Raw genomic sequence first — 24,099 nt, forward strand, 5'->3', positions numbered from 1 at the left:
AGAGCTATAACAACAATGACCATTAATCCGATACTGCCCGATCCCAAAGACCCTCGTTTGTCCCGCGCCGTCGAGGGCGTTGATGAAAACGGTCAATCAAAGTCCATCAGCGTGATCGAAGAGCGCCCTCTGACGATCTATCTGAACAGCCAGGAGATCGTCACCGCCATGACCATTGGCGATCACCCGGAGTATCTGGCCCTCGGCTTTCTCCTGAATCAAGGTATGCTGAAGGAAAACGATCAGGTCACCGGAATTGACTTCGACGAAGAGCTGGAAGTCGCCGTGGTGCGTACCGCAGGTGTTACCGATGTCGAAGACAAACTGGAAAAGAAAACCCGGACGTCCGGCTGCGCCGTGGGTACGGTGTTCGGTGACATGATGGCAGGGCTTGAAGGCCTGTCGCTACCAGACACACCGGTGCACACCAGCACGTTTTACGATCTTTCCTACCAGATCAACCACACTCCCAGCCTGTACATGGAAACCGGCGCCATTCACGGCACGGTTCTGTGTCAGGATCGCCAGATTCTGGCCTACATGGAGGATGTCGGGCGCCACAACGCGGTGGACAAGATCGCAGGATGGATGTACCTGAACGGCATCACCGCCGCCGACAAAGTCCTCTACACCACGGGCCGCCTGACCTCCGAAATGGTCATCAAAACCTCCCTGATGGGAATCCCGACCCTGATCAGCCGGTCGGGCTTTACCGCTTGGGGCGTCGATATTGCCCGGCAGGTCGGATTGACCCTGATCGGTCGGATGCGCGGTAAAAAGTTCACGTGCCTCAGTGGGCAACACCGCCTGGTGTTCGATCAGGACTTGTCACAGGTTCCTGACGAGGACAAAAAGCACCGTCGAAAAGGGGCCGAGCATGACTGATTGCGCGGTCATTCTGGCGGGCGGCCAGGCCAACCGGATGGGCGGCGGCGACAAGGGACGGTTGATGCTGGGTGATCAGTCGTTGATCCAGCGGGTCATCGACCGGATCACACCGCAGGTGGACGCCGTGGTGTTGAACGCCAACGGCGATCTGAGTCGGTTTGATGATCTGGGTCTGCCAGTGGTGGCTGATTCAATCGCTGATTTTCCAGGCCCGCTGGCAGGTGTTCTGGCGGGCATGGATTGGGCGGCCGAACAAGGGCATGAATGGCTGATCAGCGTCGCTGCGGACACCCCCTCGTTCCCCCGGGACCTCGCTGCACGGTTGGCCGGGCATGACACGCCCGTGGTGCTCGCAGCGACACCGGATCCGGAACGTGGTCGCCTGCCCCAGCCAACGTTTGGCCGCTGGCGGGTCGCGTTGCGGGATGATCTTCGAGCCGCCCTGAACGACGGCGTGCGCAAAATCCGCCAGTGGACACAAGCCCAGGGTGAAACCCTGGTGGTGTTCGGCGAGGACGACTTTTTCAACATCAACACACCGGAAGACCTGGCCTGGGCGGAGAAGCACCTGAAGTGAATGTCATCGGCATTGTGGGCTGGAAGAACAGCGGAAAAACCACGCTGGCAGCAGCCTTGATTCGCGAGCTGTCCAGCAGGGGGTTAACGGTTAACTCGATCAAGCACGCCCATCACGGGGTGGATGTCGACCAACCCGGTACCGACAGCTTCAAGCACCGCGATGCCGGCGCTCGCGAGGTTATCCTGGCGGGCGGGCGACGCTTTGCCATCATGCACGAACTGCGCGGCGCTGAAGAGCCAACGCTGGATGAATTGCTGGCGCGGCTGGGCCCCTGCGACTGGGTGGTGGTCGAGGGCTTTAAAACCCACCCGCATCCCAAGATTGAAGTGCACAGGCAGGAAAGCGCCCGTGCGCCCCTCTACCCGGAGGACGACAGTATCATTGCCCTGGTGGCGGACTATGTAGTGGACTACGCTGCGGATTTCCCGGGCCCCGTTTTCGATGTAAACAATGTACCCGCCATCGCTGACTTTATTCTGAGCCCAGGGACATCATGAACGGGAAAACAACGACTCCACTTCGTAACGATTGTTTCGCCCTGCCCCCCGGGGTGAACTGGACGCCGGTGGAAGAGGCACTGGAGCGGCTGCGCTCACGCCTACATCCGGTAGTGGAGGTGGAACACGCCGTTTCGCTGTCGCAGATCAATGGGCGAATCCTGGCAAGCGACGTCTCTGCGCCTCGCGCTCATCCCCCAAGCAACAATTCCGCGGTCGACGGCTATGCCTTCGCAGGGCCGCTAACGGACGTACCCTGCAGCCTGCCCCTGATTGAGGGCCGCAGCGCCGCCGGGGAACCGTATATGGGGAACGTGCCTGCGGGCCACGCCATCCGGATTCTGACCGGCGCGGTGATTCCGGCCGGCACGGATACCGTGGTCCTCGAGGAAGACTGCGAAGTCCGAGATGGCCAACTGCAGTTGAACGGCACGTTAAAAGCCGGCGCCAACGCGCGCAAAGCCGGCGAGGACATCAAGGCACAGGATCAAATCCTCACGGCAGGCACCCGCCTGACGCCAACCCAGATTTCAGTACTTGCCAGCGTGGGTGTCGACTCGGTCGACGTCTATCACCGCCTGCGCGTCGGCGTTTTATCCACGGGGGATGAAGTAAAGCCCGTCGGCTCAGCCGTCACCGACTGGCAGATCTATGACGCCAACCGGCCAATGCTGAATGCTCTGGTGGCACAACTGGGCTATGAGCTGGTGGACCTTGGTCATGTGCTCGACCGGGCCGAAGAAGTCAAAGCGGCGCTGGAGCGAGGCTCGGAACAATGCGACCTGATCCTCACCAGCGGCGGCGTGTCTGCCGGCGACGAGGATCATGTGTCGAAAATGCTGAAAGCACACGGTGACATCAGTAACTGGCGCATTGCGATCAAACCGGGCCGCCCGCTGGCGCTGGCCATGTTCCAGGGAACGCCTGTGGTGGGTTTGCCGGGAAACCCGGTCGCCGCCTGGGTCTGCGCACTGCGTTTTGGCGCGCCGGCGATGGCCTTGCTGGCAGGAGGGAACTGGTTCGAACCCCAGGGCTATCTCGTGCCCGCTGGTTTTTCCAAGAATAAGAAACCGGGGCGCAGCGAGATGTTGCGGGCCCGCGTTCGGGATGGGCAGGTTGAGGTATTTGGCTCTGAGGGCTCTGGACGTGTAACCGGCCTGGCCTGGTCCGAGGGTTTGGTGGAGCTGGACGAAAGCGCCCAGCAGATAGAACCGGGCACCCTGGTGCGGTTTATTCCCTATGGCAGTTTCGGACTGTAATCAGTCAACGCTGCCATGTACGGCAAAGGCCTCCAGCGATGCATCCTGCGGGCCCCGGGAGCGGTAGGTTTCCTCAACACCCAGTTCGGTGAGCGTGCGGCTGACCATCAACAGCGTGTTGTCCTCGAAGTCCTCACACATGCTGCGCATCTGGTCGATTTCCTCACAGGCGACCGGATAGGCCGCATCGATATCCGGAGCGCCGTAACACTCAACAAACGTCTGCGCCAAGGTCTGGCGTAACTGCTCCAACTCCGCTTCGGTGATGTCGCACACGCCCACAAAACTGGCACGACCGCCTGACTCGATGCTGTACCAACCATTGCTGAAGGCCTGCCGGGCCTTGCCCTTCAGGTCCGCTTCGGTCCAGTTGGAAAACTCAAACCCGCCGGATATCGCCCATTCACCGCTGGGAGCCGGCAGGTCAAATACATTGTCATCGGATACATCCAGTCGCAGGGTTCGGGCCAGTTTCATACGTGCTCCGCAAATTCGATCAAACTCACTGTTTCGGTCATGACATCCTGGCGCAACAGCATCCGGCCCTTTTCATCCAGGCCCACAAAGAGCCCGGGCTTTGGCAGGTCGATCATTTTACCCAGGGTGTCACAGCGTGGCCGCCACTCATTGTGTATACGCTCAAAGCCACTGTCCATGAAGTAAGTCAGCCACAACAATGTGTGCTTGGACCAGCTTTCCAGAAGCGCCATGGGCGTGATCTCAACACAGCCTTCCTCGTGCAGACAGGTCTGGTTCGGCGTCTCGCCCGGCTCGCCGCCCACCGGCAAAAAAGGCACATCGATGCCGACAACCAGCCAGTTTGGATGAGCGCTGGGATCTGACACATCCGCAGCAAAACGGACACCGCCGCACACCGCGCCATTGACCTTGATACGATCGGGCCATTGGAAGAACACCGGCACTTCGGGCGGGGCCAGCGCGCCCAGACTTTCAGCCAGGCCTATCTGGGCCACGTAGACCACCTGGACAGCCTCTTCCAATGAGGTTTCCGGCGCCAGCACCAGGGCCGCGCGCAAAACGTCCACCGCGTCGGAATAGAAGATCGTGCCGGAATCAACTCCGGCAATGGCACGGCTGACGGCCTTATCAAACGGATCCGTCTGGTTTGGCACCCGTTCGCCCGTAAACAGCGGTGGTAAGCGCGGCGACACGCTCATCGCATGGCCTCGGCGTACACTTCGGAGGCGATCAGTTCATCGGCGATGCGCTGAAAAGCCCTCGACTGAGGGCTATCCGGCTTCGATACCACAATCGGGACACCGCCATCCGAACCAACGCGGATGTCCAGATCCAGCGGAATCTCGCCCAGGAAGGGCGAGCCCAATTTTTCAGCCTCCGCCCTGGCGCCCCCGTGCCCAAAAGGATGGTGCTCTTTGCCGCAACCATCGCAGATAAAAGAGGCCATGTTTTCAATCAGGCCGAACAGGGGCACATCCATCCGTTTGAACATATCGATGCCTTTGCGCGCGTCCATTAACGCGATGTCCTGGGGGGTTGAGACCACAACCGCCCCTGCGACAAAGAATTTCTGGCTCAGGGTCATCTGGACATCACCGGTGCCCGGGGGTAAGTCCACCAGCAAGACATCCAGCCGGCCCCAGTCCACCTGGTTCATCATCTGTTGCAGGGCGCCCATCAACATGGGCCCGCGCCAGACAATGGCTTCATCATCGGAGGCCATCAGGCCCAGGGACATCAGGGTCACCCCGTGATTGCGCAGCGGCAGTATGGTATTTCCGTCAGGGCTGGACGGCCGACCTGAAACACCCATCATGCGGGGCTGGCTGGGACCGTACACATCGGCATCCAACAGGCCCACTTTCAGACCTTTCGAAGCCAGTGCAACCGCCAGGTTGGAGGCCACGGTCGACTTTCCGACTCCCCCTTTGCCGGAGGCGATGGCAATGATGCGGTCAACGCCTTTAGGGTTCTTGTCCTGAGGCCGGGGAGCGTCGGTACCAATCAGGTTCGGTTTTCCTACTTCGGTGTATTCAACCATGTCGCGTCCTGTTTTTATTCTAGCTGTCCAGGTAGTCGTCTCTGGTGCGAACCCTTGGGCGCTCTCCTCCTGCCAGAGGCGCGTTTTCCCCGTGGAACTGAGATTTCACCCGACAGTCGTCACACATCTTTATAAGCTGGACGTTATCGGCGTTTTTGTACATCCAGTGCTGATTCTCCAGTTTTTCAACGATCCGGTTGATGGTGCTGGCAACACCGAAGGGCTTTCCACACTTGATGCATTCGAAAGGCTCCTCGCCGTGCAGTGCCCGGGCGCTTAGCGCCCCCTTGGACAGATCCAGTTGCGGCTTCAGGTTGATGGCTGTCTCGGGGCAGGTGCTGTCGCAGATGCCACACTGAACACAGGCATTTTCCGTGAACTGAACCTCCGGCCGGTCCGGATGGTCGCCAAGGGCGCCAGTCGGACACAGAGACACGCAGGCCAGACAGAGCGTGCATTTATCGGAATCGATTTCGATAGCACCATAGGGCGCGCCCTGTGGCAGGGGGATCGGCGCTTCAACACCGTCCGCCATCGCACTGACGGTAACCCGTGTGATGTCACGGCGGCCGCCAACCAGTAACACGGGCTCACTGACGCGGCCCGCATTGTCCCCTTCTGCACTGAGCTCGTCAGTCGCAACCACCCGGATCCGGGTGGGCGAATGGTGGGCACCGCTCACCATGGCCTGAGCCAGTTCCACTTCCGCGGCAACGGCCTGGCGGTCAGTCTCGTTGTCCGCCAGCAGCAGGACTTCCGCATAGCCGGCGCCCAGTGCGGCCAGGATCTCGGCATGGCCGATACGATCGATATGCTCAAGCCCCATCGGAATCAGGTCGTCCGCCAGCCCATCGCCGTACCGTGCCAGGTGCGCCATGGCCTCACCACCGGCGTCCAGGGTATGGAACACCAGCCGAGGGGATTCTTCGGTATGTTCACGATACACCCTGGCCATCACGTCCACGGCTTTGGTCAGGGCTTCGAACGGGCTTTCGTTCATGGTGATGGCTGAGGTCGGGCAAACAGCCGCGCAGGAGCCACAACCGGCACAGATATCCGAATCAATCTGCACGTGGTCACCGAACGAAAAAATGGCCTCGGTAGGGCAGACATCCAGGCAGCGGGTACAGCCGGTTTTGTTGGCCCGGGAGTGGGCGCACAGGGACTCTTCCAACCTGAAGTAGACGGTTTTCTCGAACTCACCAACCCGCTCCCGGGCTGTCAGGGCAATGCGCTCCAATTCCCCGGTTTTGGCGGGGTCGGCCCAGAAATAACCGTTGCGCTTCTGATGGCTGGGAAAGGCCGGAGCGCCACCACGGAGGTCGATAAACACATCACATTCGCTACTAGCGGTGGCCTGCACCTCGCCATAACCCAGTGCACCACGGCCGGCGGGATTCAGGGTTTGCAACTGGGCAAACTCCATTCTGAAATTGCCCAGTGCGCCATAGGCTGACGTCAGTCGGCCCCTGGCCACGTCGTAGGCGGCAGAGGGAAGCTGTATGGGGCCGGCATCGTTGACGATACAGGTAACCCCCAGCTCGTCCTGTACCAGCTCGGCCATTCTTACGGCCTGTTCGGTGGGGCCAACGATACAGCACACCCCGCTGGAGCGGATCGTTTTCGCAGGCGCAATCGGAGCTGGCAGCTGGGCCGCGGCAACCAGGGCCGCTTGCTTGGCATGCTGACGTTTGGGGTTTGCACTCGCGCTCCCCCAACCAGCCCGGTCCCGGATGTCGATGGTGCCCAGCGGCGCGGAGTGCCCGATTTCAGCTTGCACATCCTCGCCCAGACGCTCAAACAGGGCAGCCTGCTGGCCACAGGCAATGAGTACGTCTGCATCACCACCCAGGTGCTCAGCGGCCATCTTCATGTCGTGGCCGCACAATTGATCCACCGCGATTACCTGTTCAGCGGCTGCGGCCTTGCGCAGCGCCTCAGGATCAAAGGACTGTGTTTTATCGCAGCTGCATAGCAGTAAGGTCTTGTGTGCCGTCATCAGGAACTCGACTCTTTTCATTGTTGTTATACGTATACGAAACACTATAGCTCTTCGAGCATGCCACAGCCGTTTGTTTTTGGACAATTGGAAAGTTGGATATTTTTTGACCTCCTGCTAGCTTGAAGGAATAACAAAAGAGAGCAGCCATGAGCAGTCGCACAGATCATTGGAAACGCGCGTTACAAGTCGGTGCCGTCGTTCGCCAGTCCCCTGGCGTAACCCAGTGGGCGCGGTATATCTGGAAGCCGGTGGCGGTCATACCGGGCGCCCCCGAGGCGTTCTGGAAAGAACTGATCCGTGAAGGCGATGACGTGGATTACCACGCAGGCACGGTGACCATGGAGCTCTTTCGCGCCGACGTGGAAGGCTACCTTGTATCCCTGAACATGGCCGTTCCCTCCGTCTGGATTGTCATGGATAAGGACCAGACCGGTCGCTCTCCCTCAGGGTGGGCCGTCAGTTCCATTACCGCCAGTGCCCATGAGGCATTGGATGCACAGGACAGTGGCGAAAGTATCGTCGAGCCTGTGCCCATTCCCGAGTCTCTGGCGGCCTGGATCAAAGAGTTTGTCGATATGCACTACATCGAAGAGCCCTTCAAGAAACGGCGTCGTGACAGTGTCCAAGTCGATGGTATCGAAGACGCCAAAGGCGATCCGCGTATCCGTCAGGAGAGCGACGTCTTTCGCGCACCCGCCAACATCAAAAAACCGAGGATTCAGTGATGGCTGAGTCACGCCTGCAACGTTGGTCGCGCAAGAAAGCAGAAACCGGTAATAAAACTGAGCCGGCGGCGCCCTCGGTCGAGTCCGAGCCGTCACCGGAAGAACAGGAACTCGCCATCAATCAGACCTTGCCCGAGCACGATGTATTGGAGAAATACGGCTTACCAGATCCTGATGCCATTGAGCTGGGTACCGATATTACCGGGTTCATGCGCAAAGAAATCCCCGAGCTGCTACGCCGCAGGGCCCTGCGATCACTTTGGAAATCCAACCCCGTACTTGCCGTGCTGGACGGGCTCAATGACTACGATGAGGATTTCACCAGCGCGGCTAGCGCGACCGGGGCCGTAAAGACCCTCTACAAGGTGGGACAAGGGCTGATCGACCGAACCAAAAAGGCGGGGGAGCAGGCTGATAAAGAACGCGGGGACTCCATCACAGAGCACACGGAGCAGGCCGAAACTGCGGTAACGATGGCGCCTCCGGAACCTGCAGAAGCCATCGAGGAATCCGAGTCCGACTTCGAAGAAGTTCCATCAGATACTGCTGGCCATACCCAACCAGTGGTCACCAAAACCGGGGAAGAATCGACACCGCGCTACCGCCCACGAATGCGTTTTGGCGATTCGTGAATCGTTAGCAACTGTAGTTGCGCCCGACACAAATCGGAGCTATATACAGTAGATCGGTGATTAAAAATTAGACAACAATAAACAAGAGACAAGAAGAGAGAGACGTCTTGGCCAACACTGCAGAAGTTCAGTGCCCTCGCTCGATCAGCGACGAAGATCGAGCCCGTGCCCAAATGTATCAGTTGCTGGGTGTCTTGCTGGGCGGCCCACCTTCAAGTGAGTTGCTGCGGGGACTGGCGACCTTAAAGGGCGACGACACTCCGATAGGAACCGCCTCCAGAAACCTCGCTGCCCTTGCCCAACGCACCACGTCCAAGGATGCCGAGCGGGAGTTCAACAACCTTTTCGTTGGCATTGGTCGTGGGGAATTACTGCCCTACACCAGTTATTACCTGACCGGCTTTCTCAACGAGAAGCCCCTTGCGGATCTGCGCAGCGACCTGATGGCCAGGGGCATCAAGGCAAGAGACAACGTTAAAGAACCGGAAGATCACATGGGCACGCTGTGCGAAATCATGGCCGGCATTATTGCGGGCGAGTTCCTGTGTGACAGTGACCAGCCTTCTCAAAAAGCCTTTTTCGACGCACACCTGGCGAAGTGGGCGGCACTGTTCTTTACCGATCTGGAAGAAGCGCAAAGCGCGGTTTTCTACGCGCCTGTGGGCTCGCTGGGCCGGGCTTTCATGGCCGTTGAGGCTGATGCTTTTGCCATTCAATAACTGGGACCTGCCTGGTCCCTTAACTCAGGTGGAGGTGTCCAATGGACAACCCGAAACGTGAAAACAGCCGCCGCCGTTTCTTGAAGGTGGCAGCAGCTGCAGCGCCTGCGGCTGTTGCGCTGGCAGTTTCCCCCAACGCCGCAGCCGAGGTGGTGAAAGAAGCCCCGAAAAGCCGCGGTCTGCGTGACACTGAACACACACGTAAGTACTTCGAATCGGCTCGCTTTTAAGGAAGCGTGCGTCATTCAAGGTTGCGAAAGGCTCTTGAATGGCCACACCTCCGTAAAACGAGAATAAAAAGAGAGAGGTAATTGACATGTTAAGAAAGAAAACCAACGGGGTAGCGAAAGGCCCCCGTGCTGGTTCTTTACTTTCATCCCTCGCTGCCAAAACCATGGATCGTCGTGGTTTCCTGGCCGCCTCCGGTGTCACAGTGGGTGGTCTGGCAGCTCTGTCACTAACATCCGGCCGCGTTGAGGCCGCCACCCCATCGACGGAAGGTGGGAAAATTGTTCGCAAAAAGTCCGTGTGTACCCACTGCTCGGTTGGCTGCACGGTCGAGGCTGAAGTGCAGAATGGCACCTGGATCGGGCAGGAGCCTGGTTGGGACAGCCCCTTCAACCTGGGTGCGCATTGTGCAAAAGGCGCCTCAGTACGTGAACACGCTCACGGCGAACGCCGTCTCAAGTACCCGATGAAAATGGTCGGCGGACAGTGGCAGAAAATCTCCTGGGACGAAGCGATCAACGAGATCGGCGACAAGATGCTACAGATCCGCGAGGAAAGCGGTCCGGATTCGGTCTATTGGCTGGGAAGCGCAAAGTTCAACAATGAGCAATCCTACCTTTTCCGCAAATTCGCTGCCTACTGGGGCACCAACAACGTTGATCACCAGGCCCGGATCTGCCATTCGACCACGGTTGCCGGCGTAGCCAACACCTGGGGCTACGGTGCGATGACCAATTCGTACAACGATATCCACAACTCGAAAGCGATCTTCCTGATCGGTGGTAACCCTGCGGAAGCGCACCCGGTGTCGCTGCTGCATCTTCTCAAAGCCAAGGAAGAAAACAACGCGCCGCTGATTGTCTGCGACCCTCGCTTCACCCGCACCGCCGCGCACGCGGACGAGTATGTACGGTTTCGTCCGGGCTCAGACGTCGCGCTGGTCTGGGGCCTGTTGTGGCACATCTTTGAGAACAGCTGGGAAGACAAGGAGTTCATCCGCACCCGGGTGTACGGCATGGACGACATCCGGCAGGAAGTAAAGAAATGGAACCCTGAGGAAGTCGAGCGTGTAACCGGTGTGCCTGGAGCACAGCTTGAGCGCGTCGCTCGTACCCTGGCGAATAACCGCCCTGGCACGGTCATCTGGTGCATGGGTGGTACCCAGCACACCAATGGCAACAACAACACCCGCGCCTACTGTGTGCTGCAACTGGCACTGGGCAACATGGGCGCTCCTGGCGGCGGCACCAATATCTTCCGTGGCCATGACAACGTTCAGGGCGCCACTGACCTGGGTGTATTGGCCGATACCCTGCCCGGCTACTATGGCCTGGCCGCTGGCTCCTGGGCTCATTGGGCCCGCGTCTGGGAAGAGGACCTGGATTGGCTCAAGGGGCGCTTTGCCGTGTGGGACAAGGATGGCAAATCCAGAGCCATGATGAACGAGAAAGGCATTCCCGTATCGCGCTGGATTGACGGCGTTCTGGAAGCCAAGGAAAACCTGGAGCAGCCCGACAATACCCGGGCCATGGTGCTGTGGGGCCACGCGCCCAACTCGCAGACCCGGATGCTGGAAATGAAGGAAGCCATGGAAAAGCTCGACCTGCTGGTCGTGGTGGATCCCTTCCCTACCGTGTCAGCGGTGCTACATGATCGCAAGGACGGCGCCTACCTGTTGCCCGCCACCACCCAGTTCGAGACCTCGGGTTCAGTTACCGCTTCCAATCGTTCGCTGCAGTGGCGTGAGAAAGTCGTTGAGCCGTTGTTCGAGTCGAAGGTCGATCACGAAATCATAAAGCTGTTCGCGGACAAGTTCGGCTTCACCGATCGCATGTTCCGCAATATTGCCATTGAAGGCAATGAACCGGTCGTCGAGGACATCACCCGTGAATTCAACCGTGGCATGTGGACCATCGGCTACACCGGTCAGTCGCCCGAGCGCCTGAAAAAGCACATGGCCAACCAGCACCACTTCGACAAGACCACACTGCGTGCGGTGGGTGGCCCCTGCGATGGTGATATCTACGGCCTGCCATGGCCATCCTGGGGCACACCGGAAATGAACCATCCGGGCACACACGTGCTCTATGACATGTCTTTGCCGGTGTCCAAAGGTGGCCTTACCTTCCGTGCCCGCTTTGGCGTTGAACGCAACGGCGAAAACCTGCTGGCGGACGGCGTTTACTCGAAAAACTCCGAGATCAAGGACGGATACCCAGAATTCACCATGCAGATGCTGATGGACCTGGGCTGGGATGGCGACCTGACGGCCGAAGAGCGGGCCAGCATTGATGCCGTTGCCGGCCCCGAAACCAACTGGAAAACCGACCTGTCTGGCGGCATCCAGCGTGTGGCGATCAAACACGAGTGCGCGCCCTTTGGTAACGCCAAGGCCCGCGCCATCGTCTGGAACTTCCCGGACCCCGTGCCGCTTCATCGCGAACCCCTCTATACCAACCGCCGAGACCTGGTGGAGGACTATCCGACCTACGAGGACAAGACCTTCTGGCGTGTCCCGACCCTGTACGAGTCCATCCAGAAGAAGGACTTCAGCAAGGACTTCCCCATCATTCTGACCTCAGGCCGATTGGTTGAGTATGAAGGTGGTGGTGACGAGACCCGGTCCAACCCGTGGCTGGCGGAATTGCAGCAGGACATGTTCATTGAAGTGAATCCGCGTGATGCGAACAACATGAACATTCGTGACGGTAAGGATGTCTGGGTGTCTGGCCCGGAAGGCGCACGCATCAAAGTCAAGGCCATGGTGACCGAACGGGTCGGCGAGGGCGTCGCCTTCATGCCGTTCCACTTCGGCGGACACCTGGAGGGCAAGGATCTGAGGGACAAGTATCCGAAAGGCTCCGACCCCTACGTATTGGGTGAATCCACCAACACAGTTCAAACATACGGGTATGACTCGGTCACACAGATGCAAGAGACCAAGTGCACCCTGTGTTCGATTATGCCGGCATAACAAGAGGTGTAGATCATGGCCATTGAAGGACAAGCAAGAGCGAAATTCCTTTGCGATGCCGAACGCTGCATCGAGTGTAATGCCTGCGTAACGGCCTGCAAGAATGAGCATGAAGTCCCCTGGGGCATCAACCGTCGACGCGTGGTGACCATTGAAGATGGCAAGCCCGGTGAGCGTTCGATCTCGGTAGCCTGCATGCACTGTTCAGACGCGCCCTGTATGGCCGTCTGCCCCGTGGATTGCTTCTACCAGACCGAAGACGGTGTGGTTTTGCACTCCAAGGATCTGTGCATTGGTTGTGGGTATTGTTTCTACGCTTGCCCATTCGGCGCCCCTCAGTTCCCGCAAGCGGGCAACTTTGGCAGCCGTGGCAAGATGGACAAATGCACGTTCTGTGCGGGCGGTCCGGAAGAAGACAACTCCACAGCGGAGTTCTCCAAGTACGGGCGCAACCGTATTGCGGAGGGCAAGCTGCCGATCTGTGCGGAAATGTGCTCCACCAAAGCCTTGTTGGCCGGTGACGGCAACGAGGTAGCGGACATCTACCGCCAGCGTGTGGTGAACCGTGGTTTTGGTTCAGGCGCATGGGGATGGGGCACAGCCTACGAGAAGAAGGGCGCGTAAGCCCATTGGATGTTTCCGGGGCCCTGGGGCCCCGGCATTCGTTAAGGCAACGGATTCTTTTTGTTCATTCCGCTGGAGTGCTTTCATGAACTGTAAACTATTCGGTGCCGCCGTTTTTGTGCTGGCGACATTGGTCTTCAACCCTGTGTGGGCGCAGGACGTTCCCGAGTCTGACCAGATGTCTACCGGGGGCGGCCAAACCCTCGAAGACATCATGGCCCGGCAGGAAAGACTGAAAGCTGACGGGGAATCCCGTTCCAAAGAAACAGGTAATCCCGCCAATGCGGCGCCGATCAACGAGCCACTGGGCACCCGTGGCGGGCGTTCCGATGCTGATGCCTGGCGCGGCATTCGCTACGACAACATCGACATTGAAACCCAGGTTCGCAACCCGGCGGCCGATGTTCTGATCCAGGACGGCGGCATGCGCTGGTACCAGTTGCGTGAAGGGCCGGTCATCACCTACGGCGGCGGTGCCATTCTGGGCTTCATCGCATTGCTGGTGGTGTTCTATCTCATTCGCGGCAGGATCAAAATCGAAGGCGGCCCTGCGGGCACTACAATTGAACGGTTCAAAGCCGTCGAGCGGTTCGGCCATTGGCTGCTGGCAGGCTCGTTTATCGCCCTGGGCCTGACGGGGCTGATCACCCTGATGGGGCGAAGCTTCCTGATCCCGGTCATGGGGGCCGACGCCTTTGCCACCCTGGCTGCCGGCTCCAAGTGGGTCCACAATAACGTTGCATGGGCGTTCATGCTGGGGCTGGTGATGACGTTTGTCATGTGGGTGGCCCACAACATTCCCAACAAGCTGGACTGGCAATGGCTCAAGGCCGGCGGCGGTATCTTTACCAAGAGCCATCCGTCCGCGAAGAAATTCAACGCCGGCCAGAAGATCATTTTCTGGACCGTGATGGTGCTGGGCGTCTCAGTGTCCCTTTCCGGGCTGTCGCTGCTGTTCCCGTTTCAGATGCCCATGTTTGCCGATACCTTCGGCATCATGAACAGTGTTCTGGGTACCAGCTTCCCGACCGATCTGGCGCCCCACGAAGAGATGCAATACGCCAACCTCTGGCACTCGATTGTCGCATTCGTGATGATGCTGGCCATCATTGCCCACATTTATATTGGCTCGGTTGGCATGGAAGGCGCCTTCGATGCCATGGGTAACGGCCAGGTTGATGTGGAGTGGGCACGCCAGCACCACGATCTGTGGGTGGCCGAGGTTGAAGCCAAACAGGGTAAAGGAGGGTCATCGTGAAAGTCATGATTTCAGCGTTTGTCGCGGCGCTGGTGATTGCCTTTGCCGCCCCGCCCGTTCTTGACCAGTTCGGGTGGTCCTCCGCCACGCAAACCAGCAGTGAGAATGTGCGGCTTGACTGAACAGTCCCAGATGCATGAAACAGAGGTTTACCAGATCGATGCCATCGGTTTGGTATGCCCACTGCCCGTTCTGCGTTTTAAGAAGCGCACCCAGGGCCTTCCCAGCGGCACGCAGGTTGACTTCCTGGCCGATGATCCCAGCGGTCGTCGGGATTTACAGGTGCTGTGCGAGCTGACCGGGCACCGGATTGAATGGGTCCGTGAGGAGGATGCCGGGGTGCTTCGGTACCGCATCTGTCTGGCTTAGCGATCGCACCGGAACAGGCCGGCTGCGGTCCTCGCATGCCTACTCAAACCATTCGGCGGAAAATACCATCCCCACGGAGCATATGGCGAAAGGCCGCCGCGATATGGCCTGCGACCAGAACACCTAGCGTTATGGCTAGCCACCCGTGTATCGCAAACAAGCTCCCAGCCAATTCCTTGTCCTCCGGCACAAAAGGCATGGCGGGCAGTCTGACATCGCCCACGATGCCCAAAGCCGGATACGCCGTCACACCGGCCCAGCCAAACAAAGGCGTAACCACCAACATGACGTAGATCAGGTGGTGCATGCTCTTGGCTGCAATCTGCAATGTGCGGGGCATGCTCTCGGGATAGGGTGGGCTTTTTACCCGTATCTTAACCACGATCCGCAGGATCATCAGTAGGAGCACGGTAAAACCTATGGCTTTGTGCCCACTGTACAAGGTATTCGTCAGCGCCCCCCAGATATCAGCTTCCGCACGCGACGCCATCCAGAGCCCGACGGGTATCAACGTCAGGACCATCAGCGCCATTACCCAATGCAGTACCCGCCAGCCCGCGGGGTATTTCTGGATCTGTTGCATACGCCTTCTCCATCAGCGAATTTATTCGTGCACTCTCCAGAGGCCAGCAGAGGCCAGAGGCGGTGCCATGCAGCCTAATGACAGCATAGATCATTGAGTCGAATTCTACTTTCTCTATCCCGATGCTGGTAATGTGCTATACGGTTATCAAAGCCCCTTAAATGGAGAGCCGGACCGGATACGTGCGTTACACCGACACGTTGCCAATTGGAATTGTTATGCGGGCATCCTCAAGTAAACTGATCGTCAGGCTCTTCCCCTTCCTGACATGGGCCAGACCCACGAGACGGCAGAACCGGGCGGACGCCATTGCCGGCATCACGGTCGGGTTGGTACTGATCCCCCAGGCCCTGGCATACGCCCAACTCGCGGGGATGCCGCCCGTTACCGGTCTCTACGCGGCACTGCTGCCGGGCATTGTTGGGGCATTGTTCGGTTCATCGTCACTGCTTGCGGTCGGGCCTGTGGCATTAACCAGCCTGCTGACCTTCGCGGCGCTGCAACCGTTGGCCGAAGCGGGGTCCCCGGAATGGGTGGTGATGGCCATATGGCTCGCCCTCTATTCCGGGCTCATGCAGTTTCTTATGGGCGCGTTCCGCATGGGCATTCTTGCCAACCTGATCTCGAACGCTGTCGTTCAGGGATTCGTGAATGCGGCTGCCGTCATCATTATCGTTTCACAGATCCCTGCCCTACTGGGCTTCGATACAGGCGCCGGCGAAAACTGGCTATCCACTCTCTGGCAGGAATGGCAACACGCCCCCTGGCGGCTGGTCGCAACCGCCGGGTTCGGCCTCGGTGGCGTGGCAGCGCTGCTGCTACTCGGAAAATTGACCGCGCGCCTGCCTGCGGTGATGGTCGTTACACTGATTGGCATCGCCGGCAGTTATCTGCTGGGATTTGGAGAGCTTGGCGGCTCGGTCATCGGTCCGGTCGGAAGCGGACTTCCCCAGCCTTCATTGCCTCTGACACTCTCCGTTGACCAGCACCTGGCGCTTCTGCTGCCCGCTGCGATCATTGCACTGATCAGCTTTACCGAAGCGATGTCCAGTTGCCGCACCATGTCGCGAATAACAGGAGAACCGTGGGACCGGAATCAGGAGTTAATCGGTCAGGGTCTGGCCAAAATGGCCAGCGGCTTCAGCGGTGCCTTTCCTGTCAGCGGTTCGTTCTCCCGCACGGCGCTGAACGCCTACAGTGGCGCCAAAACCGCGAGGGCGTCCCTGATCGCCTCACTGCTCGTGCTGATCTCTCTTTTCGGGTTTACCGAGCTCCTGTATCACCTGCCGACCGCGATCCTCGCCGCCATCATCATTGTGCCCGTCACCCGGCTGATTGATGTCCGCTCGCTTACCCGATTGAGCCGTGAAAACCCCAAGGATGGCATGGTAGCTCTCGTCACCCTGGTGGTGACACTGGTCACCGTGCCAAACCTGTACTGGGGAATTCTGGCGGGCATAGCGGCGTCTTTGCTCGCCTTCCTTCATCATCATGCCGTGCCGCGAATCATTGAACTGGGGGTTCATGAGTCAGGTGGGTTTCGTGACCGACATCTTTATCAGCTGCCGCCCATTGCCGAAGGGGTTCTCGGGGTGCGTATGGACGCCTCACTCACTTACCTGACGGCACCGGTTCTGGAGCGCTCCATCCGCAAGCGAGTGGATGCCGCCCCGGATCTGAGAACCGTGCTGATTTCTGCATCCTCCCTGAATCAGGTCGACTCTACTGGCCTGGATACCCTGCAGGACATCTGGTCCTTTCTGGATGCAAGAGGCATTACCCTCTACCTGTCCGGCCCAAAACTTCCGTTGAGGGAGGCCCTTTCAAGGACAGGGCTGGCCCAACTGATCAAAGAGGAGAATATTTTCGCGACCGACGCGAAAGCGATTGAGGCATTGACGTAAAAGCCGGGGCCATCCCAGACGCAGCGTTCAGTGCGACTTCTCGACGAAAAAGGTCCATAACGGTGCCGGGCGCCCAAAGAAGTACCCCTGTAAATACACCCCCGGATGGTGGGTTTTCAGGAAATCAGCATGTTCTTGCGTTTCCACTCCCTCCGCCACAACTCGAACATTCATGGATTCACCTATACGTTTCACCATATCGACGATATCGGCGGACGTGGAATCGTTTAGCGCCGAAAGCACAAACGACCGGTCAATCTTGATTTCCGATATGGGCAATCGGCGCAATTGGGAAAGCGAGGAATAACCTGTTCCGAAATCGTCCAGCGAGAACGTGCAGCCAAAGTTCCGTATCTTCTCCATCTTTTCGACAACGGCGTCCACATCTTTCACCATCACGCTTTCCGTCAGCTCGAACGTAATCAGCGCGGGCGGGTAACCCGAGTCTGCAACCAACCCGAGGATCGCCTCAGCAAAATCCTCTTCCGCCATGTGCTTGGCGGAAATATTGATCGAGCAGCGGAGCTTTCGCGAATCTGCTCTCATCTGAGCCAACATTCCCAGGCACACGCGAACGATATGGCGCTCCAGGGCGACAATCTGCCGGGTTCGCTCGGCAAAAGGAATAAATTCACCGGGCCCCAACAACCCTCTTTCCGGATGATCCCAGCGAACCAGAAGTTCGATGCCCGCCAGTTCCCGGTCCGGGCTATGCTGAGATTGAGCATACATTGCAATTTCGTTCTCGGTAATCGCTCGGGCCAGTTCCGACTCCACTGCCATTTGCCGCCGGATATTCTCGCTCATGGAATCTTCAAACATCGCAATAGCCCGGTTCGAGTCCTTGGCATTTCGGTGCGCTGTTTCGGCATGACGCAAAGCCAGCGATGGCATATCGGAGCTTTCTGTTGGGTACAGCGCAAAGCCACCGGTAGCCTCTATCGTTAACGCCCCTTCCGAGCGATAAGGTACGGGTTCCCGCAAAGCCCTCTGAATACGCTCGAACAACTGCAGCGCTATCCGGTAGGCTTCGTCCAACGTCCACTGCTTTGGTGCCAGCACTATTCCAAACTCATCGCCCGACAGACGAGCGATGGAATCGTCTTCATGGCAGGCATTCCTGAGCCTCTCGGCAAAGGTTTGAATAACAATATCACCGCAGTCGAACCCATAGTTCTCATTTATATATCGGAAGTTATTGATATCAATAACAATAACAGCCGTAGCCATGCCACCGTGATGACACAACTTCAATACGGTACTCAATTGGTCCAGGAAAAGAGCCCGATTGGGGAACCCGGTAACAGGATCGCGCCAGGTCAGCTCTTCCAGTCGCTGTTCGGTCTCTTTCAGGTTGGTGATATCGTTAAAGACCGTCACGTAGTGGGTCACCTGGTCGTCATCAGCCCTTATCGTGCTGATCGTCCTCAGCTCCGGATAAACCTCGCCATTCCTCCTCCGGTTGTAGATCTCCCCCGACCAGTGGTTATGTACCCCTAAATAACCCAGGATACTGGTGCTGTCATGGCGTTTGTCCACGCGCACATCAAGAACGTCATGATAACGACCTAACGCTTCGTCTTCAGAGTAACCGGTAATACGGCTGTAGGAGGGATTCACTGCGGTGATCTTGCCCTCATGATCAAGCACCGCGATACCTTCCGAGGTCGACATGAAGGCCTGCTCATAGAGGTTCCCTGAGTCAGCGGCCCGGTCCCGTTTCTGCTCCTGCCTCAAACGCCAGTTCAACTGGTCCATCTGATGCAATCGTTCGTTTAACGTTTGATTGAGCTCGACCATATGATCGAGCTTGCCCTTCAGGGAGATGTGCGTGCGCACTCTTGCCCGCACGGAGGGGATGTTGATTGGCTTGCGAATAAAATCCACAGCTCCTGCCTCAAACCCCTTTTCCTCGCTGTCGGTGTCAATGAGTGCCGTGATGAAGATAACCGGGATATGCTGAAGCTCCTGGCGTTTCTTCAGCCGCCGACACATTTCCAGACCATCCAGGTCCGGCATCATGATATCCAGTAGCAACAAATGGGGACGCTCCCCCTTATCGAGAAGACCCAACGCCTGTTCCGCGCTGGTGGCCACGATAACGTCATGATCGTTTTTCAGTGCCTCCGACAACACGCGTATATTGGTGGGCTCGTCATCCACGACCATGACTCTGGGTTTTACCTGAGAAAAGTGCGTTCCTATCGAGTCGTCCCGTTCCAGCTTAGATGTCAGGTCTGACACAGTTGCGCCCCCCTTCCCTCTTTGCTTCATAAAGATACTGATCCGCTGTTTCCTTCAACTCTGAAGAATTCGTCTCTTTATGAGGAACAATAGCGAAGCAACCGATTGACGCTGAAAAGTTTGGGCAAGCCTGCCCACTACGTCGGCACTTCTCGTGTTCTGCTTCAAGAACCTGCTCCAGACGCTTGGCCGCCTGAACTGTACCGTTAAGTGTGGCACCGGGCAGCATTGCTACAAATTCGTCGCCGCCGAGTCTCGCCACCAAATCGCCAGCGCGGCCAAACACTTTCTCCATGGACGTCGCCAGAAGTTGCAGGCACCTATCACCCTGGGCGTGCCCGTATTGATCATTAATGTTCTTGAAATGATCCATATCCACCAGTGCAAGGCCGAGGGAAAGTTCCTGTCGAAGTGCCCTCCGCCATTCCATGCCCAATTGCTGCTCAAACATCCGCCGGTTTCCGATCCCGGTCAGTGTATCCCGCAACGCCTGAGCCGCCAGCAGATCCGTTTTTCGCTTGAAATCAACAAAAGTTGAAACCTTGGCACTCAGAATGGTTTTGTTGAAAGGTTTGAGGACATAATCAATAGCACCTTCTCTGAACACCTCCTCAATGTCGCTGCTCTGGTCGGAAGCCGAAATACAGATCACCGGCAGTTCCCGGTAGGCCGGGGCCGACTTCAAGCGCTTCAGGAACTCAATGCCTTTGCCGTCGGGCAGATAGAGGTCAAGAAGCACAAGGTCCATGTCCGGTGAGAGGCAGCGCTTTGCCTCTGCCAGCGTTTTGGCAACAACAAGTTCACAGGCCGCCCCCAATATCCCCACCAGACTGGCAATACCCGTAGGGTTATCTTCCACAACAAGCACAACTGGCTGTTTTTTATGGCTCATTATCTGGTGGGTACTCCGTTTGGACATCATCCAATAGTGCGAGTGCCTGCTGAAAGTCATAGACCTCCAACGCTTGCCTCAGTCTGTTCGCCAGTTTCATCTGGCTGCTGGCGATAAGATGATTCAGGATCACCCTCAGATCTTCATCTTCAGCGATACGATTGCCACTCAGTTTCGTCTTCACACGAGAGAGTGCTACCTGTAATTCCACTGCGGAGTTATCGGCATTGTCCGCAGGAGCGATCAGCTCAAAATGCCGCTCCAAACGACGACTATGATCAAGAAGCAGATTGAGCAGTCGGGGTAACATGGACAGCGACGTACGGTCCTCCTCGGCGTTCTCGACCTGACCAGCCACCTGAGCAAGCTCTGTGTCGGCAATGCTGGCGGCGGCTCCCTTGATCTTGTGCGCCATGAGACGGGCATCTTCCGCCAGCGTTGCCTGCCGGACGTCAGCAACCATCTCCGCAGAACTGGCGATAAAACTTCTGACACACCGTGTGAACAAAGCACGGTCGTCACTGAAAAGACGGTCGTAAGCCTGGCGTGAAATAAACTCCGGCACGCCCGTTGCCGTAATCTCTGTGTCGTCGGATGCGTTGGGCGTGTAAACCACTGACCGACCCTCTTCAAAATAGGTTTCCAACAGTAATTGGATATCCTTGGGAACCACGGGTTTGGTGAGATAGTCCTGCATTCCCGCAGCCTTGGCTGTCATGCGGTCATAATCGGAGATAGAGGCCGAGAGTGCAACGATGATCGAATCATCCGCGTTGGCGCACCCATGGATGCGCTCGGTGACCTCTTGTCCGGTTTCACCGTCCAGGTGGAGATCCATCAATATGAGATCGAAGGCCTGTTGCCCCAGGCGCTCGACGGCCTGATCCCCTGTCTGGACAGACTGCACATCGACACCAAACGACCTCAGGTAGCTTTCAACGATCTCACAATTCAAGGGCACATCATCAACGACCATTGCAGATAGTCCCTCGAACTGGGGCTTCCCCCCTCCCAGCGAATCCTGAGTATTTCCATGCCTTTGGGAGAAGTGCTCAAAGAGTTTTGACGGTGTCAGGGGTTCAAAGGCAATGTGCCCGCCGGAACGCTCGAGGTCCGCGGTCCATTCCCGCCAATAACCGGCAGGGGCAATGATCAGGAGGGCCCAGAGCGGGTACCTGTCGGGATCGGATAAGATCTCGGTCACGAAACTGTCCAGCAGGCTCTGTTCCATGCCTTCCAGGTCAATCAGAAGGAACCTGTCTTCGGCGTCTTCAACCTGCGCGATATGTTCAAGGATACCAGGCCATCGGGTGATATCATCGACGGCTTCAAGTCTCAGGCGCCAGTGGTCCCGATAGTCTTCGAGCAAGGCCAGATTGGCGCGAAAACCGTAATGAAAGACATGAATCGGCCTTCCCGTTCTCGCGGAACTCACCGTGCCATCGTCCTGAGAGACACCCACCGGTACCAATAGCCGGAACGTGGAGCCCTTACCAACGTCGCTCTCCAGGGTTAATTCCGCATCCATCAATCGTGCCAGTCTGCGGCTGATGGCAAGGCCCAGCCCAGTTCCCCCAAAATTCCGACTCGTGGATTCATCCGCCTGCCGGAAATTCTCAAAAATCCGGCCCTGATCATCCGGGTGGATCCCCATTCCGGTATCTTCGACTTCGATACACAAATGCCCCCTAGCATGACTCTCAGACCGGTAGGTAATGCTGACATCGATGCCGCCCTTGTGGGTAAATTTGACAGCATTACCAACCAGATTGGTGCATATCTGAGAGATACGCAGCAGGTCGCCTGCGACCCGATTGGGTGTCGCGGGGTCAATGGACACCCTGAGTTTCAGGCCTTTTTCTTCCGCCACAATGGCAAACAGGTCGACGCTGCGATGAACCAGCGCGTCGATGTCAAATGAATGGATATCCAGCTCAATGTGATCCGCTTCGATCTTGGAGAGATCCAGAATGTCATTCAGGAGCTGCAGCAGGGCCTCTGACGCCGAGAAGGCTTTCTTTACGAGCCGCCGAGGATGGTCCTCCAGCCCAGCTTCCTGCAACAGCACCAGCACACCGATAATCGCGTTCATGGGTGTGCGGATCTCGTGGCTCATATTCGCGAGGAAAGCCGTTTTGACGGTCACCGCCGATTCCGCCTCCTGCTTCTGCTCCTCAAGTTCCGCGTTCAGAACTTCCAGCTCCTTTTCACGCTGCACGATATCGGTCACATCAATCGTGGTCGCCATGAAACATTGCTCGCCCTGCAACGTCACCGGGTGATAACTGACCACAACATCACGGATCTCGCCTTCGCGGTTTTCAAGCGAAGCACTGGCCTGAACGCTCTTTCCACCCAGCGCTTGCTGATAGAGTGTATTGCGTTCTTTGACGAGGTCGGGGCCAAGCATCTGCTCCAGATTCTGGCCAATGACTGCGTCTTTACTGAACGGAAACCAGTGTTCTCCGTAGGCGTTCATAAAACGGCACGTGAGCCGGGAGTCCCAGACGGAGACTGTCAGCGGCAGGTGGTCGGTCAGCGTATTGATGAAATCCAGGCTTTCCCGCAGCTCAGACGTTTTCTCAACAACCTCACTCTCGGCGCGACGGCGAGCGTCGACCATGAGCACAAAGACAAGGAATATCAAAGCATTGATGGCAAGGCCACTGACCAGAATGATGACGGGCTGCTTACCGCCATTGAACGCTTCAAAGCGCCGGGTGGTCTGGACATCGAAATGCCACTGACGACCATACATATCCATCGCATACGACGTCTCGAACATGGGTGTCGCGTCGTAATTATCGCCGCGGGTTTCATCGAGTTCGCTGTACAGGCGGGATTCACCATCCACGACCCGAAAATGAACAAGCCGGTTGACGTTGGCGAGCGTGCCTTCCATCAGTTTCGACATGATGAATGGCGCGTAAACCAGCCCACTGAACAACGACTCACGTTGATCGGCCGGCGGTACTTCGGCTGACTGGTAAAAAGGCCGGTAGAAAAGGAACCCAGGTGTTTTTTCCTCATCCTGTACCAATACAATAGGGCCTGTTATCTGGGTTTGCCCAGTTCGCATCGCTTTGAGCGCCGCCTGATACCGATTCGACTCATGAGCCATGTCGAGCCCGACCGCCGCCCAATTGGATGCTTCCGGCTCAATATAGACAATGGGCCAGAAATCATCGCCGCCATGGGAAGGGTGCACCCGGAAGTAGGACCGCTCCTGTTGTTTTTCCGCGATATAGTCGTCCAGATTCTCCGCGGTAACACGCTCAATAACCCCGATACCATTAATGCCGGGCAGACGCTCCTGAAGCGCCAGCACTTCGCTGAAGCGCTTCCACATCTCCAGATTCACATTGCCCTCTGAAGCCCGGATAGCGCCTGCACCGGACATCAATGCAAACTCGTATTTCTGCATCCGGTCCCGCAGGAGTTCGTTAAGCTGCTCAACCTGGTGATCAAACTGCTCCCTGGCCTTCTCCTCGGCAATACGAGACGAAACCTGCCAGGCGGTGAGGGTAAGAAGTAACGAGAGGGAAATCACTACCCAATGGAGTACGGACAGTGACTGAAAGGATTTCCATGCGTTGAACATATCTCGGCCCACATCCTGTTAGCGAACTACACCGGCTAGTGTAGTTCAGTTTCGGAGGGAGAACGAAGGGATATACGTCTCAAACGCCTAAAAGATTCAC

General features: G+C 57.5%; 22 protein-coding genes. 14 read left to right on the forward strand and 8 right to left on the reverse strand.

Going from position 1 to position 24,099, the window contains the following annotated elements; genetic code table 11:
• The first annotated feature begins 15 nt into the window (after nt 1-15).
• From B2590_RS16820 to B2590_RS16835, 4 genes are read left to right on the forward strand one after another with little or no spacing between them, the layout of a single operon-like run.
• A complete protein-coding gene (locus tag B2590_RS16820; RefSeq protein WP_036202874.1) occupies nt 16-885 on the forward strand; it encodes a formate dehydrogenase accessory sulfurtransferase FdhD in 870 nt (289 codons plus the stop codon).
• On the forward strand, nt 878-1,465 hold the full coding sequence (gene mobA / locus B2590_RS16825) for a molybdenum cofactor guanylyltransferase MobA (RefSeq protein ID WP_036202872.1): 588 nt from the start codon (nt 878-880) through the stop codon (nt 1,463-1,465). The genes B2590_RS16820 and mobA overlap by 8 nt, the downstream gene beginning before the upstream one ends.
• On the forward strand, nt 1,462-1,965 hold the full coding sequence (mobB, locus tag B2590_RS16830; RefSeq protein ID WP_091644570.1) for a molybdopterin-guanine dinucleotide biosynthesis protein B: 504 nt from the start codon (nt 1,462-1,464) through the stop codon (nt 1,963-1,965). The genes mobA and mobB overlap by 4 nt, the downstream gene beginning before the upstream one ends.
• A complete protein-coding gene (locus tag B2590_RS16835; protein WP_091644567.1) occupies nt 1,962-3,224 on the forward strand; it encodes a molybdopterin-binding protein in 1,263 nt (420 codons plus the stop codon). The genes mobB and B2590_RS16835 overlap by 4 nt, the downstream gene beginning before the upstream one ends.
• On the opposite strand, the gene B2590_RS16840 is transcribed toward B2590_RS16835, so the two are convergent.
• Genes B2590_RS16840 through B2590_RS16855 form a run of 4 tightly spaced genes read right to left on the reverse strand, consistent with a single transcriptional unit; the run spans nt 3,225 to nt 7,243 of the window.
• Nucleotides 3,225-3,701 carry a DUF6505 family protein gene (locus B2590_RS16840; RefSeq protein WP_091644564.1) on the reverse strand — a complete coding sequence of 159 codons (477 nt, stop codon included), beginning with the start codon at nt 3,699-3,701 and terminating at the stop codon, nt 3,225-3,227.
• Nucleotides 3,698-4,402, reverse strand: coding sequence for a biotin/lipoate--protein ligase family protein (locus B2590_RS16845; protein ID WP_091644562.1), 705 nt, complete (start codon nt 4,400-4,402; stop codon nt 3,698-3,700). Before B2590_RS16845 ends, B2590_RS16840 begins: the two co-directional genes overlap by 4 nt.
• Nucleotides 4,399-5,244: an Mrp/NBP35 family ATP-binding protein gene (locus B2590_RS16850; protein WP_075195319.1), complete on the reverse strand. Its 846-nt coding sequence runs from the start codon at nt 5,242-5,244 to the stop codon at nt 4,399-4,401. The genes B2590_RS16845 and B2590_RS16850 overlap by 4 nt, the downstream gene beginning before the upstream one ends.
• Before the next feature lie 19 nt (nt 5,245-5,263).
• Nucleotides 5,264-7,243 carry a 4Fe-4S binding protein gene (locus tag B2590_RS16855; RefSeq protein ID WP_286812038.1) on the reverse strand — a complete coding sequence of 660 codons (1,980 nt, stop codon included), beginning with the start codon at nt 7,241-7,243 and terminating at the stop codon, nt 5,264-5,266.
• Between the two features lie 149 nt (nt 7,244-7,392).
• Between B2590_RS16855 and B2590_RS16860 the strand changes: the two genes are divergently transcribed.
• The 9 genes from B2590_RS16860 (at nt 7,393) to B2590_RS16900 (ending at nt 14,775) form a co-directional block, all read left to right on the forward strand.
• Nucleotides 7,393-7,971 (forward strand): DUF3305 domain-containing protein, encoded by a 579-nt coding sequence (locus B2590_RS16860; RefSeq protein WP_036202858.1) that lies wholly within the window; start codon nt 7,393-7,395, stop codon nt 7,969-7,971.
• Nucleotides 7,971-8,603 carry a DUF3306 domain-containing protein gene (locus B2590_RS16865; RefSeq protein WP_136632855.1) on the forward strand — a complete coding sequence of 211 codons (633 nt, stop codon included), beginning with the start codon at nt 7,971-7,973 and terminating at the stop codon, nt 8,601-8,603. Before B2590_RS16860 ends, B2590_RS16865 begins: the two co-directional genes overlap by 1 nt.
• A gap of 107 nt (nt 8,604-8,710) precedes the next feature.
• Entirely contained in the window at nt 8,711-9,322 is a 612-nt protein-coding gene (locus B2590_RS16870; protein WP_136633200.1) for a TorD/DmsD family molecular chaperone, read from the forward strand.
• 41 nt (nt 9,323-9,363) lie between these two features.
• A complete protein-coding gene (locus B2590_RS16875) occupies nt 9,364-9,552 on the forward strand; it encodes a twin-arginine translocation signal domain-containing protein (protein WP_007153239.1) in 189 nt (62 codons plus the stop codon).
• Between the two features lie 86 nt (nt 9,553-9,638).
• Nucleotides 9,639-12,524, forward strand: coding sequence for a formate dehydrogenase subunit alpha (locus tag B2590_RS16880; protein ID WP_286812036.1), 2,886 nt, complete (start codon nt 9,639-9,641; stop codon nt 12,522-12,524).
• A 15-nt stretch (nt 12,525-12,539) separates the two neighbouring features.
• The gene (gene fdh3B / locus B2590_RS16885; protein ID WP_007153241.1) at nt 12,540-13,148 is read left to right on the forward strand and encodes a formate dehydrogenase FDH3 subunit beta; all 609 of its coding nucleotides are present in this window, start codon (nt 12,540-12,542) and stop codon (nt 13,146-13,148) included.
• Between the two features lie 85 nt (nt 13,149-13,233).
• Complete coding sequence (locus B2590_RS16890; RefSeq protein ID WP_126810689.1) at nt 13,234-14,406, forward strand: formate dehydrogenase subunit gamma; 1,173 nt, start codon at nt 13,234-13,236, stop codon at nt 14,404-14,406.
• Complete coding sequence (locus B2590_RS16895) at nt 14,403-14,528, forward strand: hypothetical protein (RefSeq protein ID WP_036202841.1); 126 nt, start codon at nt 14,403-14,405, stop codon at nt 14,526-14,528. The genes B2590_RS16890 and B2590_RS16895 overlap by 4 nt, the downstream gene beginning before the upstream one ends.
• On the forward strand, nt 14,521-14,775 hold the full coding sequence (locus B2590_RS16900) for a sulfurtransferase TusA family protein (RefSeq protein WP_051946750.1): 255 nt from the start codon (nt 14,521-14,523) through the stop codon (nt 14,773-14,775). Before B2590_RS16895 ends, B2590_RS16900 begins: the two co-directional genes overlap by 8 nt.
• A 43-nt stretch (nt 14,776-14,818) precedes the next feature.
• On the opposite strand, the gene B2590_RS16905 is transcribed toward B2590_RS16900, so the two are convergent.
• Entirely contained in the window at nt 14,819-15,358 is a 540-nt protein-coding gene (locus tag B2590_RS16905) for a cytochrome b (protein WP_036202834.1), read from the reverse strand.
• Between the two features lie 218 nt (nt 15,359-15,576).
• On the opposite strand from B2590_RS16905, the gene B2590_RS16910 reads away from it, so the two are divergent.
• Entirely contained in the window at nt 15,577-17,262 is a 1,686-nt protein-coding gene (locus B2590_RS16910; RefSeq protein WP_286812035.1) for a SulP family inorganic anion transporter, read from the forward strand.
• A gap of 27 nt (nt 17,263-17,289) precedes the next feature.
• Here B2590_RS16910 and B2590_RS16915 read toward each other — a convergent pair whose 3' ends face one another.
• From B2590_RS16915 to B2590_RS16925, 3 genes are read right to left on the reverse strand one after another with little or no spacing between them, the layout of a single operon-like run.
• Nucleotides 17,290-19,506: a GGDEF/EAL domain-containing response regulator gene (locus tag B2590_RS16915; RefSeq protein ID WP_286812034.1), complete on the reverse strand. Its 2,217-nt coding sequence runs from the start codon at nt 19,504-19,506 to the stop codon at nt 17,290-17,292.
• A complete protein-coding gene (locus tag B2590_RS16920; protein WP_286812033.1) occupies nt 19,487-20,398 on the reverse strand; it encodes a diguanylate cyclase in 912 nt (303 codons plus the stop codon). The genes B2590_RS16915 and B2590_RS16920 overlap by 20 nt, the downstream gene beginning before the upstream one ends.
• Nucleotides 20,388-23,999 carry a CHASE domain-containing protein gene (locus B2590_RS16925; protein WP_286812032.1) on the reverse strand — a complete coding sequence of 1,204 codons (3,612 nt, stop codon included), beginning with the start codon at nt 23,997-23,999 and terminating at the stop codon, nt 20,388-20,390. Before B2590_RS16925 ends, B2590_RS16920 begins: the two co-directional genes overlap by 11 nt.
• Nucleotides 24,000-24,099 lie beyond the last annotated feature (100 nt).

Origin of the sequence: Marinobacter sp. UBA3604, from assembly GCF_002375325.1 — a bacterium.
GTDB classification, from domain to species: domain Bacteria; phylum Pseudomonadota; class Gammaproteobacteria; order Pseudomonadales; family Oleiphilaceae; genus Marinobacter; species Marinobacter salarius.